At 60.0% G+C, this 16,577-nt stretch carries 11 protein-coding genes; 7 read left to right on the top strand and 4 right to left on the bottom strand.

The window, feature by feature from the left end:
• The first annotated feature begins 28 nt into the window (after positions 1-28).
• The 5 genes from ACQK2L_RS19575 (at position 29) to ACQK2L_RS19555 (ending at position 10,536) form a co-directional block, all read left to right on the top strand.
• The gene (locus ACQK2L_RS19575; RefSeq protein ID WP_425398728.1) at positions 29-2,551 is read left to right on the top strand and encodes a LamG-like jellyroll fold domain-containing protein; all 2,523 of its coding nucleotides are present in this window, start codon (positions 29-31) and stop codon (positions 2,549-2,551) included.
• A gap of 23 nt (positions 2,552-2,574) precedes the next feature.
• Positions 2,575-4,632 (top strand): alpha-L-arabinofuranosidase C-terminal domain-containing protein, encoded by a 2,058-nt coding sequence (locus tag ACQK2L_RS19570; RefSeq protein WP_425398727.1) that lies wholly within the window; start codon positions 2,575-2,577, stop codon positions 4,630-4,632.
• The gene (locus tag ACQK2L_RS19565; protein ID WP_425398726.1) at positions 4,629-7,019 is read left to right on the top strand and encodes a beta-L-arabinofuranosidase domain-containing protein; all 2,391 of its coding nucleotides are present in this window, start codon (positions 4,629-4,631) and stop codon (positions 7,017-7,019) included. The genes ACQK2L_RS19570 and ACQK2L_RS19565 overlap by 4 nt, the downstream gene beginning before the upstream one ends.
• 71 nt (positions 7,020-7,090) lie before the next feature.
• Complete coding sequence (gene araA / locus ACQK2L_RS19560; protein WP_425398725.1) at positions 7,091-8,593, top strand: L-arabinose isomerase; 1,503 nt, start codon at positions 7,091-7,093, stop codon at positions 8,591-8,593.
• A 59-nt stretch (positions 8,594-8,652) separates the two neighbouring features.
• Positions 8,653-10,536 carry a family 43 glycosylhydrolase gene (locus ACQK2L_RS19555; RefSeq protein WP_425398724.1) on the top strand — a complete coding sequence of 628 codons (1,884 nt, stop codon included), beginning with the start codon at positions 8,653-8,655 and terminating at the stop codon, positions 10,534-10,536.
• A gap of 13 nt (positions 10,537-10,549) precedes the next feature.
• Here the strand turns inward: ACQK2L_RS19555 and modA are convergent, their stop codons facing one another.
• The gene (gene modA, locus ACQK2L_RS19550; protein ID WP_425398723.1) at positions 10,550-12,031 is read right to left on the bottom strand and encodes a molybdate ABC transporter substrate-binding protein; all 1,482 of its coding nucleotides are present in this window, start codon (positions 12,029-12,031) and stop codon (positions 10,550-10,552) included.
• A gap of 131 nt (positions 12,032-12,162) precedes the next feature.
• Between modA and ACQK2L_RS19545 the strand changes: the two genes are divergently transcribed.
• Entirely contained in the window at positions 12,163-12,555 is a 393-nt protein-coding gene (locus ACQK2L_RS19545) for a MoaD/ThiS family protein (protein ID WP_425398722.1), read from the top strand.
• A gap of 8 nt (positions 12,556-12,563) precedes the next feature.
• The gene (locus ACQK2L_RS19540) at positions 12,564-13,322 is read left to right on the top strand and encodes a HesA/MoeB/ThiF family protein (RefSeq protein WP_425398721.1); all 759 of its coding nucleotides are present in this window, start codon (positions 12,564-12,566) and stop codon (positions 13,320-13,322) included.
• Here the strand turns inward: ACQK2L_RS19540 and ACQK2L_RS19535 are convergent.
• From ACQK2L_RS19535 to ACQK2L_RS19525, 3 genes are read right to left on the bottom strand one after another with little or no spacing between them, the layout of a single operon-like run.
• Positions 13,319-13,981: an ABC transporter ATP-binding protein gene (locus ACQK2L_RS19535; RefSeq protein ID WP_425398720.1), complete on the bottom strand. Its 663-nt coding sequence runs from the start codon at positions 13,979-13,981 to the stop codon at positions 13,319-13,321. The genes ACQK2L_RS19540 and ACQK2L_RS19535 overlap by 4 nt on opposite strands.
• A 2-nt stretch (positions 13,982-13,983) precedes the next feature.
• The gene (locus ACQK2L_RS19530) at positions 13,984-15,129 is read right to left on the bottom strand and encodes an ABC transporter permease (protein ID WP_425398719.1); all 1,146 of its coding nucleotides are present in this window, start codon (positions 15,127-15,129) and stop codon (positions 13,984-13,986) included.
• A complete protein-coding gene (locus ACQK2L_RS19525) occupies positions 15,126-16,274 on the bottom strand; it encodes a hypothetical protein (protein WP_425398718.1) in 1,149 nt (382 codons plus the stop codon). The genes ACQK2L_RS19530 and ACQK2L_RS19525 overlap by 4 nt, the downstream gene beginning before the upstream one ends.
• Positions 16,275-16,577 lie beyond the last annotated feature (303 nt).

The following is a 16,577-nucleotide window of genomic DNA, read 5'->3' as shown; positions in this document are numbered from 1 at the left end:
CTGAGATTCCCTGAAAGCACTACGCAGCATGCGGCAACTGCGGCGAACGAAAGTTGGTATATCGATTCTGGCGGTCTGCATTTGCAGCAACCTGCCATTAGTCGCCCATGGAGTGAACACCATTTACTTCAGTCCCTCCGACGCCGGCCAGAGCAAGTCGGTGCCAACCTGGGGCGTCGACACGGCCTGGCCGCATTTCGATAATGTGCGTCAAAGTATTGAACACATTGGTCAGCAGAACGTCGATGCGGTGCGAGTACTGGTTTACGTCGATGAACCACTGATAAGCAGCGGCCGAAACAGCTTCGACCTTACGAATGAAGCCAAGGCGAAGATCAACTCGCATCTTTCACTCGCAGCCATGGCGGGATCGAATATACCGCTCACCTTCGGGATTGGAGGAAGTGATCCCGACTCGATCCATTCGGACTACGTCTCTGGTTCGGGAATCAACGTGGCCAACTATGTCCGTGTGATAAAAGCCACGCAAGAGTACATCCACACCCGGCCAGGATTCACCTCGTCGCCAATCTACGCCATCGAGCCGTTCAACGAGCCCGACTTCAATTTCGTGCAGGCGAACCCCACGGACCTGAATAGCATCATTGGCCAACTGAAGAATTACTCGGAGTTTCAAAACACCCTGCTGCTGGCTCCCAGCACGCTCAATAGCGATAACGCCCAGTGGTGGTACGACCAGGTTCCAGAAGCTTCCGCCGGCTCCTCGCACTTGTTGGCTGGTTCCCTCACAAGCTGGACTAATTTTATCGACCACGTAAACAACGATGGCAAACCGTTCATCAATCCCGAAATCCACAGCATGGGCGAGATCCTTTCCGGCGCCGAACGCGGGATGGAGATGGGAATGGTTTGGGCCGACGTGCTGCGTGGCCGTGGCACGTTGATTAGAGCGTCCGATGGCGATCGCCTTGGCTACGCGGAGGATCTCGCGAATCAATCCGCCGGCGCGGTGTACCGCGCACCGGACGGCAATCTCTACGCGTTTGCCGGAGGGCTGGAACGAGATTACACCGGCTCTCCGAGCTCGTACCGTTTCGTCAGCGACCAAAGCGTTTGGTTTAACGGCATTCCTGTTCGCGAATTCATGCTGCAAACGAAACCGGATGAAGTAGCGTCGGATTCCGACAACGACTTTCAGAATTTTGGGTCGTGGTCCAGCGAAGGCGCCTACGCCGACATCGACTTCGACAACTCGGGAGCCCCTGCACTGGATGGATACCGCTGGAAGATCGTCAGCACCGAATCCGGCGAGGTGATGGAGGTTTTTGGGGGCGGCACCGGCAACGGCGCACCGATTCGCACTGCAACAGACAATGGTGGCCTCAACCAACTGTGGCAAATCACTCGCACTCGCAATGGATACTACCACCTGCACAACGCCAATAGCGGGCGCACAGCAGAGGTTGCTAATCTCTCACTCACCAATGGCGCAGATGTGCGCCAGTGGGGAACCGCCGACAACGCCGGCCAGCAGTGGTATGTCGACGAAGCAGGAAACGGCTCGTTCTACATTCGAAACGCACACAGCAATAAGTACTTGGACGCCGACCTGGGCAGCGACAATATCATTCAGTGGGAACACAACGGAGGATCTCAACAGAAGTGGCAGTTCGTGTTGGCCAATCCAACTCACGGCCCAACCGCCGACTATCCCATGCAGGGAGATGTAAATGACTCGGCCGGGACGAACCACGGCGTCGTTTCTGGTACTCCCACCTACGGCCCAGGTCCCCACGGCACGCCGAATACTGCTATCCAATTGAACGGCGACGATTTCGTGCAGCTCCCAAGCACAATCGCCCAGAGTTCCGACATCACCGTTGCCACATGGGTGAAGTGGGACGGCGGTGACGCTTGGCAGCGGATCTTCGACTTTGGCAACGATACCGACTCGTACATGTTCTTGACACCTTCGAGCGCCGAGAACACCCTCCGCTTCGCCATCACCGAAACCAGCAACGGCGGTGAACAGGTCCTAGAAACCGATCCACTTCCGGTGGGCGAATGGGTGCACCTGACACTCACCCTCGGAGGGAACACCGGCATCCTGTACGTGAACGGAGCCCCCAGAGTCGCAGGACAAATCTTGCTCAACCCGTCCGACATCAGCCCCGCTAACAATTATATAGGCAAGAGCCAATGGCCGGACCCGCTCTTCCAGGGGTCCATCTCCGATTTCCAGATATACGACTACGCTCTGGCCCCCGAACAAGTACAAAGCCTTCTTGGAGTGAACTCTGGCGACTTCAACGGCGATGGGCTGGTAAACCTCGCCGACTATGTCGTGTGGAGAAACAAATTGGGAGCAGATCGCGCAACGGTGTTCGCCGCAGGAAGCTACGCGGCCGGCGGCGTCGTCAACTCCGATGACTACTTGAACTGGAAAAGCAACTTCGGCGCGAGCACATCGACCTCCGCATTAAAAACGAGTTCCATGGTCCCGGAGCCGAAGACTGCATGGCTGCTGACCGGACCAGGCTGTCTGGCGTTGCTGCACAGTTTTGGCCGCCTGCGTCCACTGATCTGCTAATGCCCGTTTACCCACCTTTGAATATGCGTAACACCCCTTCCAACCTGCTTGCACTGCTTACGGCCATTGTGCTGGTTGCATCCCTCGCTACTAGCTCCCAGGCGCAGGAACCGCTAGCCATCCAAATCACAGGCCCGGCGACAGCGATCAGCCCGGATTTGGTTGGCGTGTTCTTCGAAGACATCAACTACGCGGCCGATGGCGGTTTGTACGCTGAGTTGATCCAGAATCGCTCCTTTGAGTATTCTCCGCTGGATCGATTGGAATGGACTCCGCTCAGCTACTGGGAAATGGTGAATCGAGGCGGTGGTAAGGGTTCGCTTGGCCTTGATGCGTCTCGACCTTTGCATCCCAACAATCCGCAATACGCGGTCGTGTACGTGGACAACGTGGGGGACGGAGTCGGTGTAAGGAATTCGGGGTTCGACGGCATTGCGGTTGTAAAAGGCGCCAAGTACGACGTATCGCTTTTTGTGCGACAGCTCTATGTCGAGCGCCGTTGGGGCGGCAGAGCAATTCCCGAAGACCAAGCGTTTACGCTCACAGCGAGGCTCGAAACACGAGACGGTCAAAATCTGGGCGAAACGCAGCTGCGTTTCACTGGCAGCGACTGGCAGCATCCCACCGGCGTGATCACCGTCAACAAGAGGGAGAGCAACGCCAATCTGGTGCTGCTGGCGAACACCCAAGGAGCGGTGGCTCTCGATGTTGTTTCGCTGTTCCCTCAAGACACCTTCCGCAATCGAAAAAACGGCTTGCGAAGAGACCTGGCCGAAACGATTGCCGCGCTGCAACCGAAGTTCGTGCGTTTCCCCGGCGGATGCCTGGTACACGGCAATGGGCTCGGCAATATGTACCGTTGGAAAGACACGATCGGCCCCATTGAACAACGCCGTGCTCAATCGAACATCTGGCGATATCACCAGACGATGGGGCTCGGCTACTTCGAGTACTTCCAGTTCTGCGAAGACATCGGCGCCAAGCCCGTTCCGGTGGTACCCGCAGCCGTGTGCTGCCAGAACTCCGGCATTACCGCCGGACGGGGCCAGGAAGGACTGCCGCTGGACCAGATGGACGACTATGTCCAAGAAGTGCTGGACTTGATCGAATGGGCAAACGGTCCCGCCGATTCCGAGTGGGGCGCGAAACGCGCCGCGGCGGGGCATCCGGAGCCATTCAACTTGCAGTACCTGGGCGTCGGCAACGAAGACCACATCACGCCCATCTTTCGGAAGCGATTTGAGATCATCCACCAAGCGATCAAGGCCAAGCACCCGGAGATCACTGTGATCGGGACGGTCGGTCCCGCCCCAGCGGGACCCGATTTCGAGCAGGGCTGGAGCATTGCCGACACGCTCGGCGTCGACATGGTCGACGAGCACTACTACATGCCGCCCGAGTGGTTTCTCGAGAACACCCGGCGGTACGACCAGTACGACCGCAGCAAGAGCCAGGTTTACCTGGGCGAATACGCGGCCCACGACCACGGTCGCCAAGCGACGCTCCGCAGCGCGCTGGCCGAGGCCGCCTACCTGACTCACCTGGAACGCAACGCCGACATCGTGCGACTGGCTTCCTACGCCCCGCTGCTGGCGCGCCGTGGACACACCCAGTGGCACCCCGACCTGATCTACTTCGACAAGCACTCGGTTTACCCCACGGTGAACTACTACGTCCAGCAACTGTTCAGCCTGCACTCCGGCGACCAGCAGTTCGACGTTCGTATCGCCGGCCGCGAGCCGGGCGATCCGTCGACTGGTGTATTTGCATCCGCGGTGTTCGACTCCAAGGAGAACACCCTTGTACTCAAGCTGGTGAACACTACGCCAGAGTCAGAAGTTACGCGGATCGAGCTACCCGAGGGATATTCGGCCGAATCCGATGCCACGGTCCACGTGCTGAGTGGGGACCCGGTTCACTCGAATCCGATGGACCCCATGTCCCGTGGGCGTGAGGCAGAGACTCCAATGGTGCCCAAGGCATCGACGATGAAAGTCGCTCAACCTCTAGAGTATGTGGCCCCCGCTTTCTCGGTATCCGTTCTTCGCTTGAAAGTGAAAGGCTCCGGCGGAGGCGCATGATCCACGTACTACGACACATTTCGCTCTATCTGCTCACGTTGCTGACAGCTTCGCTCGCGTCGCTTCAACCGGCGCAGGCGCAGCAACTGCAATACTTCGATCTGGACGACGTTCGACTTCTCGACGGTCCGTTCCTGAGCGCCACGCAGGTCAATCGCGACCACCTGCTGCAGTTCGATCCCGATCGACTGCTTGCGCCGTTCCTCATCGAGGCGGGACTTGAGCCAAAGGCCAAGGGATATCCCAACTGGGAAAGCACCGGGCTGAATGGCCACACGGCGGGCCACTACCTCAGCGCGCTGGCGGGAGCCTACGCCACGCTGGGGGACGAGGAGTGCGGCCGGAGGCTCAACTACATGGTCGAGGAACTTGCTCGTTGCCAGCAGGCAAGCGGCGATGGATACGTCGGCGGTATTCCCAATAGTCGCCAGCTTTGGCAACAAGTGGCTGCCGGCGACATCCGCGCGGCCGGCTTTTCGCTCAACGATCGCTGGGTGCCACTTTATAATCTGCACAAGACGTTCGCTGGGCTGCGCGACGCGTACCTGGTCGCCGGCAACGAGCAAGCAAAGCAGGTTCTCATCGACCTGTCCGACTGGTGCGCGAACCTCGTCAGCTCGCTCAACGAGCAGCAGGTACAACGGATGCTCATCTGCGAGCATGGCGGTATGAACGAGGTGTTGGCCGACGTTGCCGAGATCACCGGCGACGACAAGTATCTCGAACTCGCCAAGCGTTTCTCGCACCGGGAGATTCTGGAACCGCTTGCCAACGAGCAGGATCGCCTTAACGGCATTCACGCCAACACCCAGGTGCCCAAGATCATCGGCTTTCAGCGGATCGCCTTGCTGGGGGACGACGAGCAATACCATCGCGCCGCTCAGTTCTTCTGGGACACGGTGGTCGGCACGCGCACCATCGCCTTCGGGGGTAACAGCATCTCCGAGCACTTCCCCGCGCCCAGCCAGTCGATCGATTGGATTCAGCACCGCGAGGGCCCGGAGACCTGCAACACCTACAACATGCTGCGACTCACCGAGCAACTGTTCGCAGCCAGCCCCGAGCCACGACTAGCCGACTTCTACGAGCGGGCGCTGTACAACCACATCCTTTCGTCTCACCACCCGGTGCACGGCGGCTACGTCTACTTCACGCCCGCCCGCCCTCGGCACTACCGAGTTTACTCGCGGCCCGAGCAATCGTTCTGGTGCTGCGTCGGCTCCGGCATGGAGAACCACACCAAGTACGGCAAGTTCATCTACGCCCACGACGACGAATCTCTGTACGTCAACCTGTTCGTCGCTTCGGAGTTGGACTGGAAAGACAAGGGCATCCAAGTCACTCAACAAACCCGCTTTCCAGATGAATCCAGCACCGCGCTCACCTTTTCGATGGAGGCTCCCTCCGAGTTGTCGGTCCGCGTCCGGCACCCGTCGTGGGTGAGAGCTGGCGAGTTTCGACTGACACTCAATGGCCAAGAGTGGCCCACTCAATCCGAACCTGGATCGTACGTCGACATCACGCGGACTTGGCAGGACGGCGATCGGCTGGAGGTCGAACTGCCGATGCAAACCGTGGCCGAGCCATTACCTTACCTGGACGATTACGTGGCGCTGGTGCATGGCCCCATCTTGCTGGCTGCCAAGACAAGCGAAGACGACTTGACCGGGATCGTCGCAGGCGAGGGTCGTATGGACCACGTTGCTCAAGGTCCGCTCCGCTCGCTCGAAGAAGCTCCCATGCTGGTGAGCGAGCCAAATCAACTACCAGGCTTGCTCAAGAGCGTCGATGGGAAGCCATTGAGCTATACCCTGGCCAGCGCCATTCGGCCCGATTCGTTCGTCAAACTCGAGTTGGTCCCGTTCTTCCGCGTACACGATGCGCGGTACATGATCTATTGGCGTCGCGCTACACCTACAGAGTACGAGCGGGTGCGGGAGGAAATCAAAGCAGCCGAACGCGCGCGTCTGGCGCTCGATCGGGCGACAGTCGACCACGTGACGCCCGGCGAGCAACAGCCGGAGACTGAACACAACTTCCGCGGCGAACGCACCGAAACGGGTGTCTGGCAGGATCGTCGATTCCGACACGCGACAGGCTGGTTCAGCTACGACTTGCAGTCACGCCAGAAGTCGGACCTGACGCTCCGCATTGCCTACTTCGGCTCCGACCGACGCCACTTCGACCTGTTGATCAACGGACAGCTGCTCACCGAGGTCCGCCTCGACGCCCCTCAGCCCGAGCGGTTCTTGGAGGTAGACTATCCAATCCCCAACGAAATGCTAGATAAAGCGAAAGACGGCGTGCTCACCTTGAAGTTCGTCGCAAAAGAAGGCTCGATGGCAGGTGGCATTTACGATGTCCGGCTGCTCAAACTGGTGGAATAGATGGTCGAGCCGCAGCAATTCCAACACAACGAGTACCTACCGATACCCACTGTTTACAAGTACGACCGACTATGACCAACATTCTCCCCCAACTCGAAGAACTCGAAATCTGGTTCATCACTGGCAGTCAGCACCTCTACGGCGAAGTAGCCCTGGCGCAAGTGGCCGACCACTCCAACCAAGTCGCTGCCGCGCTGGATGCCGATCCACAGATACCTGTGAAGGTCGTCTTCAAGCCGATCCTCACGCGTCCCGAAGAGGTCCGCCAAGTGATGCTCGAAGCCAATGCGTCGAGCAATTGCATCGGCCTGGTGGCGTGGATGCACACGTTCTCGCCCGCCAAGATGTGGATCAATGGATTGAAGGTCTTGCAGAAGCCGCTGCTGCACCTGCACACGCAGTTCAACGCCGCGCTGCCATGGTCGACGATCGACATGGACTTCATGAATCTGAACCAATCGGCCCACGGTGGTCGTGAGTTCGGTTTCATGTGCAGCCGCCTGCGACTCGCTCGCAAGGTGGTTGTGGGCCACTGGGAGGACGCGGCTGTTCGCCAGCAAATCGGTGTCTGGAGTCGCGCAGCGGCCGCCAAGCACGACCTGCAGACAGCCCGCTTTGCTCGCATCGGCGACAACATGCGCGAGGTCGCAGTGACCGAGGGCGACAAGGTTGCCGCGCAGGAGACGTTTGGCTTCAGTGTCAACGGCTATGGCCTCGGCGACGTGACTCAGTTCATGGAGACCGTGAGTTACTCGGACATCGACCGGTTGTGCATTGAGTACGACGAAGCCTACGTGATGGCCGACGTACTGACACATGGAGGAGCGCGACGGCAGTCGCTCCGCGATGCCGCCCGCATCGAACTGGGCCTGCGAGCGTTTCTCGAGTCGGAAGGCTTCGTGGGCTACACCGACACGTTCGAGAACCTGCACGACATCAAGCAACTGCCGGGAATCGCTTCGCAGCGACTAATGGCCGATGGCTATGGTTTCGGCGCCGAGGGCGACTGGAAGGCGGCCGCGATGGTGCGAGCGGCGAAGGTGATGGCGGCCGGTTTGCCCGGCGGTACTTCGTTCATGGAGGACTATACCTATCACCTGACGCCCAATGGCGGGCAGGTGCTCGGTTCGCACATGCTGGAGATCTGCCCGACAATCGCCGCGGGAAGGCCGAGTTGCGAAATTCATGCGCTCGGCATCGGCGGCAAGGAGGATCCCGTGCGTCTGGTATTCGACACGCCCGAAGGGCCGGCCGTGAACGCCACGGTGGTCGACCTGGGCAATCGCTTCCGCATGGTGCTCAATGAGGTCGATGTGGTACGGCCGCCCGAGCCGCTCGGCAAACTGCCCGTAGCCCGCGCACTGTGGGAGGCCAAGCCCGACCTTAAAACCGCCGCGGCCGCCTGGATCTACGCGGGCGGGTCGCACCACCCCGTTTTCAGCCAGGCTCTCACCACCGAACACTTCGAGGACTTTGCCGAAATGACCGGTGTAGAGCTGGTAGTGATCGACGCGGAAACCAGGCTGCGCGACCTGAAGAACCAACTGTTGTTGGGTGACTTGCGTAAAGAGTAGTCTTCGCCGCCGATGCTCCCAACTAAGGCCAGATACTTCCCCCAACTGCTCGAAATGCCATGCGATTTGGAATCTGTTGTTGCACCGCGGCCATCCTGATACTTGGAACTGCATGCGCGCGTGGCGAGACGCACGCTACCGATCAGCCTCCCAAGGCAGTTTTGCCCGGGCTGAACGCGGACCCTCACATCGCATTCTTCGGCGACCGCTGCTACCTCTATCCGACAACTGATGGCACCGAAGGTTGGCGATCGACTTCGTTTCAAGCGTGGTCGTCCGACGATCTGGTGCACTGGCGGAACGAGGGAGTAATTCTCGATCTGCCCAAGGACCTCGAGTGGGCCGACCTGCACGCCTGGGCGCCGGCCATCGCAACCAACAACGGCAAGTACTATTACTACTACAGCGCCAACAAGAACATTGGTGTCGGTGTGGCCGACCAGCCGGAGGGGCCGTTCCGCGATCCACTCGGCAAGCCTCTGGTTGCAGCACGCGACTATCGCGGTATGCAGTGCATCGACCCAATGGTGTTTGTCGACGACGACGGTGCGGCCTATCTCTATTGGGGACAGGGCCGCTGTAAGGCGGTACGCCTGAACGACGACATGACTTCCTTCGATCCCGCCCAGGTGCGCGACATCACGCCGCCTGGCTACAACGAGGGTCCCTTCGTTCACAAGCGGAATGGAAGGTACTACCTCAGTTGGTCGGAGTTCGACACTCGCGACCCGCGCTATTCGGTGGCCTACGGCACGTCGGACTCGCCGCTCGGGCCATTCACCAAGGCCGCCGAGAACCCGATCCTCCATCAGAAGAGTGACGTCCGCGCAGCGGGTCATCACTCCATTGGCCAAATACCCGGCAGCGACGATTGGGTGATCGCGTATCACCGCTTCCGTATCCCTGATGGCGACGGATACCACCGCGAGACCTGCCTGTCGCCGCTGCGTCACAACGACGATGGCTCCATCCAACCGGTGGACGTGTACGAATCCGTCGACGCAGTTGCTTTGGACGACGCGCCAGCCAAGGCGGCTGGTTTTCTGTTCGTCACATTCCGTGGCGAAGGCAGCCCAATGACCGAGCAGGTGTACTTCGCCGCGAGCGAAGACGGGCGGAAGTGGCAGGCGCTCAATGACTCCAAACCAGTACTGGTCAGCGACCTTGGAGAGAAAGGGGTTCGTGATCCGTACGTACTTCGCGGTCACGACGGTGAACGCTTCTTTCTGATCGCCACCGACCTCTCCATTCATCACAACGGCGACTGGGGACGCGCCGTGCGGGGCGGTAGTCACTCGATTGTTGTCTGGGAGTCGACCGACCTGGTGAACTGGTCCGAGCCGCGTCTGGTGGAAGTCGCCCCCGATGATGCTGGCTGTGCGTGGGCGCCCGAGGCGATCTACGACCACAAGAACCAGGACTACTTGGTATTTTGGGCCTCTACAACCCGCCGCGACGATTACGCCAAGCACCGAATCTGGGCCGCCCGCACCAAGGACTTCAAGACTTTCAGTGAGCCGTTCATCTACATCGAGAAGCCGACCACTGTGATCGATACCACAATCGTCCGCGATGGGGATGTTTACTATCGATTCAGCAAAGACGAAAAGTACAAAGCTATCACGCTGGAGAAAGCGCCCGCGGTGGAGGGGCCATGGACGGATATTCCCGAGTTCTCTCTGGCCAAGCTCCGCGGTTACGAAGGGCCGGCCTGTTATCAAATTCAGCCAGCCAAGGAGGGCCAACCAGCCACGTGGGGCCTGATTCTCGACCACTATGCTCGGGGGCGCGGCTACCAGCCGTATGTCACGCAGGAACTTGCCAGTGGCGAATTCCAAGAGGATGGCGACTTTTCGTTCCCCTTCAAGTTCCGCCACGGCTCCGTGTTGCCGCTGTCGGCCGAGGAGTACGAGCGTGTGAAGGCGGCCTACCAAGCGGAGTAATCGCCGCCGTCCGTCAGTCCGCAATGGCTTCCCAACGGAAACCGGCTTTCAGATAGATCTCCTTCGAGTCGAGCAAATGCTGTCGAAGTCGTTCGGCTAGTTGCTTGTGTCGAGTCGACCGGCTGATGGCAAATTGCTGCACCGCCTTGGCGTGTGGCGAATCGATGGGAATCCAATCGAGCTTCGAAGTTTCGCTCATCGCGTCGGTGGCGTAGGCCAAGGATGCATCCGCGGCTCCCACAGTGATCGGGGCGATCAAGAACGCCGACGAGGTGGTTTGCGTCACGACATTGTCCGCGAGCACCTGCTCGTACAACTGCTCCGACTCCAGCAGCTTGCGACTCAGCACGCCAATAGTGCATTGATCCGGCTGGCCCAACGCTACTCGCACTCCTTCGCGGTGCAAGTCGGTCAAGGTAAAGATGTTCTTGGGGTTTCCCTTCGCCACGACAATCACGATTGGTGTGCTCGACACATCCTGCTCGCCCTCGAATCGGTCGGCGACTTCCTGCAAATAGTATCGATCGCACGGCACGTAAGCGTCGGGGTAGAGATCGTCGGCGGCAGCGATGCTCTCGAGTTGGGCGTTTAGAATTCCACACCCGTTGTACACCGTGTTGACGTCGACTCCCTCTCGCTCGGCGAACGACTCGAGTACCGAGTCTAACACTCGCTTATTCACCGACCCCGCGTACACGGTGAGCTGAGGACGCTCGTCCCACGGGTCACTTGAGACGGGGGAGTAGCCTTCGCGCTCGAATACTCGCTGGCCCCGGTCGCTCGCGGCGAGAAATCTCGCGAATCGCAATGCTTCGGTAGGGTGGCGCGAGGAACTAAGGACGCCGACTTCGATTAACGCTTCGCCAGCGGCGAACTCTGGCAACTGCACCTGGTCGATATTTGAATGCTGGTTCGCTACCGCGTCCCAGATGATGCCCGCATCGACGCTGCCCAAAGAAACGTCGTTCGCCACGTCGCCGACCGTCGGTTTGTAAACGCCCCGCTGTTGTACGGTCGCGTTGAACGCGTCCCACTCGCCCGCCTGCTGCAGCAACGCCCGGGTCGTGCGGCCGATGGCGGTTTGGTCGGGATTGCCGATAGCGACTCGTAGCGGCAACAGTTGTTCGAGCGTTTCGATGCCGCGCGGATTCCCTTTGGCAACCGCCACAACGGGCTTCATTCGCGCCAGGGGGAGAATTTCATCGACCAGCGACTTCTGCTGGGCGAGTTGAAGGTACGATTCGTCGGCCGCGAGAAACAGATCGCCTTGCCGGGCGACCTCCAATTGGCTGAGCAACGTGTTCGAGCCGCCGTACTGAATATTGACGGTGACGCCGTACTGCTGGCGATACTGCTCGGCGATTTGCTCGACCGGGACGCGCACGCCGGCCGCGCAGTACATGGTGAGTTCCTGTGCGTCGTTCGCGGCTGGCCCAGTGGCAAGCTCAACAAGCGGCGATCCCGGCAGGAGCAGGCAGAGTCCAAAAAGGACCACCACAGCAACTCCAACTAACTTCAGCAATGGGTGCATGGGATGCAAAGCGTCGACGGGCGGGGAATCTGGCGGGCTGACAGCAGCCAATTATACAGGACAATCGTCGAGGGGTGAGAGTAAGTATTTTCTGTATGTCCATCAATCTGCGCACCACGTCAATTCTCACCGCGGGTGTGCTTTCGCACTCCGTGAGCTACAATGCGAAGTTTGAGCCGAATGGGCCGATTGAAATATCACACTCCAGTTGCACAATGACTGTCACCGTTAGCTTTGGAAACCGCTTCGCCGACGCGATGGGCCGCAGCGCGACCTCCGTTGAGTTGGACAACAACGCGAGCTTGCTGGGATTGCTTTTGTTGGTCGCTGGGCAACTCGAAGATGGGTCGGTGTCGCTTTTGCGAGATGGTCAACTCGCCTCCGGCACCATGGTGGCGGTGAATGACCAACTAGCGATCGATCCCGCGTCGACGACGCTATCCGATGGCGACGAGGTACACATTCTCTCGGCGATCAGCGGAGGTTAGGCGGCCCTATGTCCGAACATCCACTGACCGACGAAGAACGTGCACGCTACGAGTGGCAGATTTGGGTCGATGGCTTCGGCGAGTCGGGCCAGGCTCGACTCAAGGGCGCGTCGATACTTATATCGCGAGTGGGCGGGCTTGGTGGCCCGGTGGCGATGCAACTTGCGGCGGCCGGCGTCGGACGACTGGTGCTTGCTCACGCCGGCAACGCCAAGCCAAGTGACCTGAATCGGCAGTTGCTCCTCACCACCGACAGTACCGGCCAACAAAGGGTCGCCACGGCAAAACGGCGTCTGGCGGAGTTCAATCCGCTGGTGGAAGTCGAAGCGGTTGTCGAAAACCTGAGCGAACAGAACGCGGAACGTTTGGTGGGGTCGGTCGATCTGGTAGTCGACTGCGCCCCGCTGTTTGAAGAACGGTACGCCATGAACGCGGCCGCCATGCGACTCAACAAACCGATCGTCGAATGCGGCATGTACGACCTGGAAGCACAACTGACCACCATGCTCCCAGGTCAAACGCCTTGCCTTGCATGCTTGTACCCGGAGAAGCCGGCCTGGTGGCGGAGGGAGTTCCCGGTGTTCGGCGCCGTGTCGGGCTCACTCGGCTGCCTGGCTGCGATGGAGGCGATCAAGGTCCTCGCCGGTTTTGGCGATACGCTGGCGTCGAAGCTGTTGGTCTACAATCTGCGCACGATGCAGTTTCGCACCATCGAACTCCAGAGGCGGCCAAATTGCCCGGTCTGCGCTAGTAGACCAAAGCGCTAGACTGTAGCCGGGCTTTCGCTCAATACACCATCGACCAGGTGTAGCACTCGATCGGCCACACGATCGGTTTGCGAGTGGTGACTCACCAGCAGCACCGCTCTGCCCGCATTGCGGAACTCCTGCACCAGATCGAGCACCACGTCCGCGGAGTGGGCGTCGAGATTACCCGTTGGCTCATCGGCCAGGAGCAGGCGGGGCGAATTCACCATCGCCCGGGCAAAGGCCACACGTTGTTGTTCGCCGGCGCTAAGTTGGGCCGGTTTGCTGTGGAGCTGTGGTTGCAGACACAGGTCGGCCAACGAGCTTTCCGCGCGCTCTCGTGCTGCGGGTGTGGCCGCGGCGACTAGCAAGTTCTCCAGCGCGCTTAGGTACGGCACGAGCTGAAACGTCTGGAACACGAAACCGATGTCGTCTTGCCAGCAAGCTCGTCGCTGGCGAGCGGAGAGTTGCGAGATGTTCTTGCCATTCATCTCGACCGCGCCTGCATCGGGGCGCATCATGCCGGCGAGCAATGTCAGTAAAGTGGTCTTTCCGGCGCCGCTGCCGCCTTTGAGTACGACACACTCGCCCGGTGACACCGAAAGATCTACCCCTTTGAGCACGTCAAGCCGGCTGGTGCGCAATGGAAAGCTCTTCTGAAGATCATGACAGGCCAGCACGGCTACTCCTCCCGCAATACGAGTGCTGGATCTTGAGTGGCGGCCAGCACCGCGGCCAGCGAAGCTGCGAAGCAGGCAACAACCGGCGCGCCCAGCACGATCCACCACACAAGTTCGTAGTCGGTAGTGAATTTGGCGCCGGTGCTGGGAAACAACTGGGCGGCCCACCATTCGCCCAACCAAATGCCGACCGCGGCTCCGACGATTGCTCCCAACAAACCCCACACCAGTGCCTTGCCGAGCACGAGGCTGACGACAAACGCGGGCGACTTGCCCAGCACTTTGAGCAGGGCAATTTCACTCAGGCGTAGTCGCACGTTGAGCCACGACAGCACGGCCAATCCCGCCATGCCAGCGATCACCGCCACCGGCGATCCGACGCGCGCCAAGTCTTCCGACATTCGGCGTTGTCGCGCGCGGGCCGCCGCGATTTTCTGCAGCATCACCACCTGGGCCTCGGGCGCGACGCGTTCGACCTCTTCGGCGATGTGCTCCTGGGGGGCCTCGCTCGGCTCGACACACAAGCAATCGATGGCTTGCACCTCGTTGATCTGCTCCGGCTTGCCGAGCACCTGCTGGGCATCGGCCAGCGCCAACCATACGCGTAGATCTTCCTGCCCGCCGGTAGCCGGGGCGACGCGTGAGACCTCAAACTCGACACCTTCGAGCGAAAGTGAATCGCCCTTTGCTAGTCCCAGCCGCTGGGCAATCTGCCGTCCCACGTGCGCCGTACCGGGCTCGATGGTGGGCACCATCGGCGGTTTCTTGTGGCCTTCGGGAAAAAGCGTCTCGGCAATGCCGGTGACCAACACCGGCTTACCGTCGACCTTCACTTGTCCGTGCAGTGTCGCAACGAGGTGGTTGTACGACACGCTCTCTTGGCTCGCCAGCCGACTGGCGACGTCCTGGGGCATGGTTCCGGTCGGCTGGCCGGTGAGCAAGAAGTTGTCGACATCGTCCTGAGCAGGAATGATCCGCAAGTTGAACCCGATATCGCGCTGAATTCGGCGAGTTTCGCGCGACGCCGCGTCGTGAAGCGACGCCAACGTGATGCAAGCAGCCACCGCCAGCGCGATCCACAACGTGCCAAGCAGAAAGCTGCCCGGCCGATGGGCTATCTCGCGAAGTACCAATCGCACGATGCTCACCCCCGCCTCCTGAGCAGCAGGAGCACCAACCCAGCCGCCATCGCCACCAAACTCGCCACGCCGGCGGTGATCAGAAGGTTGTTCTGTGGCGGTGAGGTTGGCGGGGGATCCGCATCGATTGCGTGAGTCTCATTGGGCGCATGTGTTTCGGCGGGAGCGCTCGGCGCTGAGCCGTTCTCAGGCTCATGGGAAGGCAGCGTCGGCAGTGCAATCTCTCGGTAGCCCACGACAGGATCTGCCGCTGGTTGCTCGGACGCGTCGGCGCGGCGCGACAGGATGTACCGCACTTCCGACGTGACCAGCGGATGCCCGGGATCGAATCCCAAGTGCTTGGCCGCCAGCTGTTCGCTTTGCTCGTTCCACGAGTGGATGATCGACGGCCCCTGCAGCGGCGCAAAGTCATACTCGCACTCGCAATCGAGACTCACCACGCCCAGCAATTGCTCTAAACGGCCGTCAGCCACTTGCTCCACGCTTAGCGGCTTGCCAAGCGACCTTCCTCGCCCGTAGAGGACGACCACTTGGGGTGCGCTCGAGACTTCCTCGACGCCCGATAGATTCAACGACCACAATAGCGTCTTGTGCGCAGGTACGCTGTCCGCCGGCAGGACCACTTTCAGCGGTGGACCATCAATGGCCTTAGGCCAGAGGGCGCTACCTTGCATCACCTTCTCGATGGCCTCGTCGACCAACCCACCAAGCCGTGCGTTCTCCGCATCGTCTTCCGACTCGACCAGCAAGACCACGCTGTGATTAGTGATCAAGTTTCGCCGCAGCTGATCGGCAAGCTTCTCGTCGCGCAGTTGAGACAACACGCCCTTGGCGGAATTGCCTTCTGCAGGGAACTCGCCCAACTCCAATTGACGACCGTCCGGCGCGGTGAGCAACAGAAGTGCGCCGGATGCATCGGGTCGTTCGTCCGCGGCGGTGACCACGACCACGTTCCAATCGGCAACCAACTCACGGAGCGCGGCGACAAAGGCTTTGGCGTCTTTGCCTGCCGAAGCTGGCAAGACAACTTCCAACTTGTAAGCCGGCTCGCCGCTGTCCACGAAGGCTGTGTCGCGGACATTGTAGCGACATGCATCACTTGCACTTGCGGCAAGCAGCAGAAGGCACAGCAAAGATGTGGCGAAGCGCGGCATATGGTGCAGACGTGCCCCTGGGATAACGAAAGTCCATTATTGGTTCAACACATGGTAACTGTCCACCACCCATCACCTTCCGCGTTAATGCAATCTGCGCATTGCGCCAAGCGAACTGCGGAAACCGTGGGGTACGCCTAAGACGCTGCCCGCCGAAAGTTGCCGCGCACTGCAATCGGTGGTAGGCTCCACAAAACGGCCAAGGTGCTTCACTTCGCAAGTTCTTCACATAGGCAAATAGGGGCATTCGCAATGTGCGATTGTAGATTCGCGACTCGCGGCCGTCAGCTACTACCTTCGGTC

It is taken from the genome of Aeoliella sp. (assembly GCF_965227375.1).
Classification (GTDB): domain Bacteria; phylum Planctomycetota; class Planctomycetia; order Pirellulales; family Lacipirellulaceae; genus Aeoliella.
This window is presented reverse-complemented; position numbering and strand designations above follow the sequence as displayed.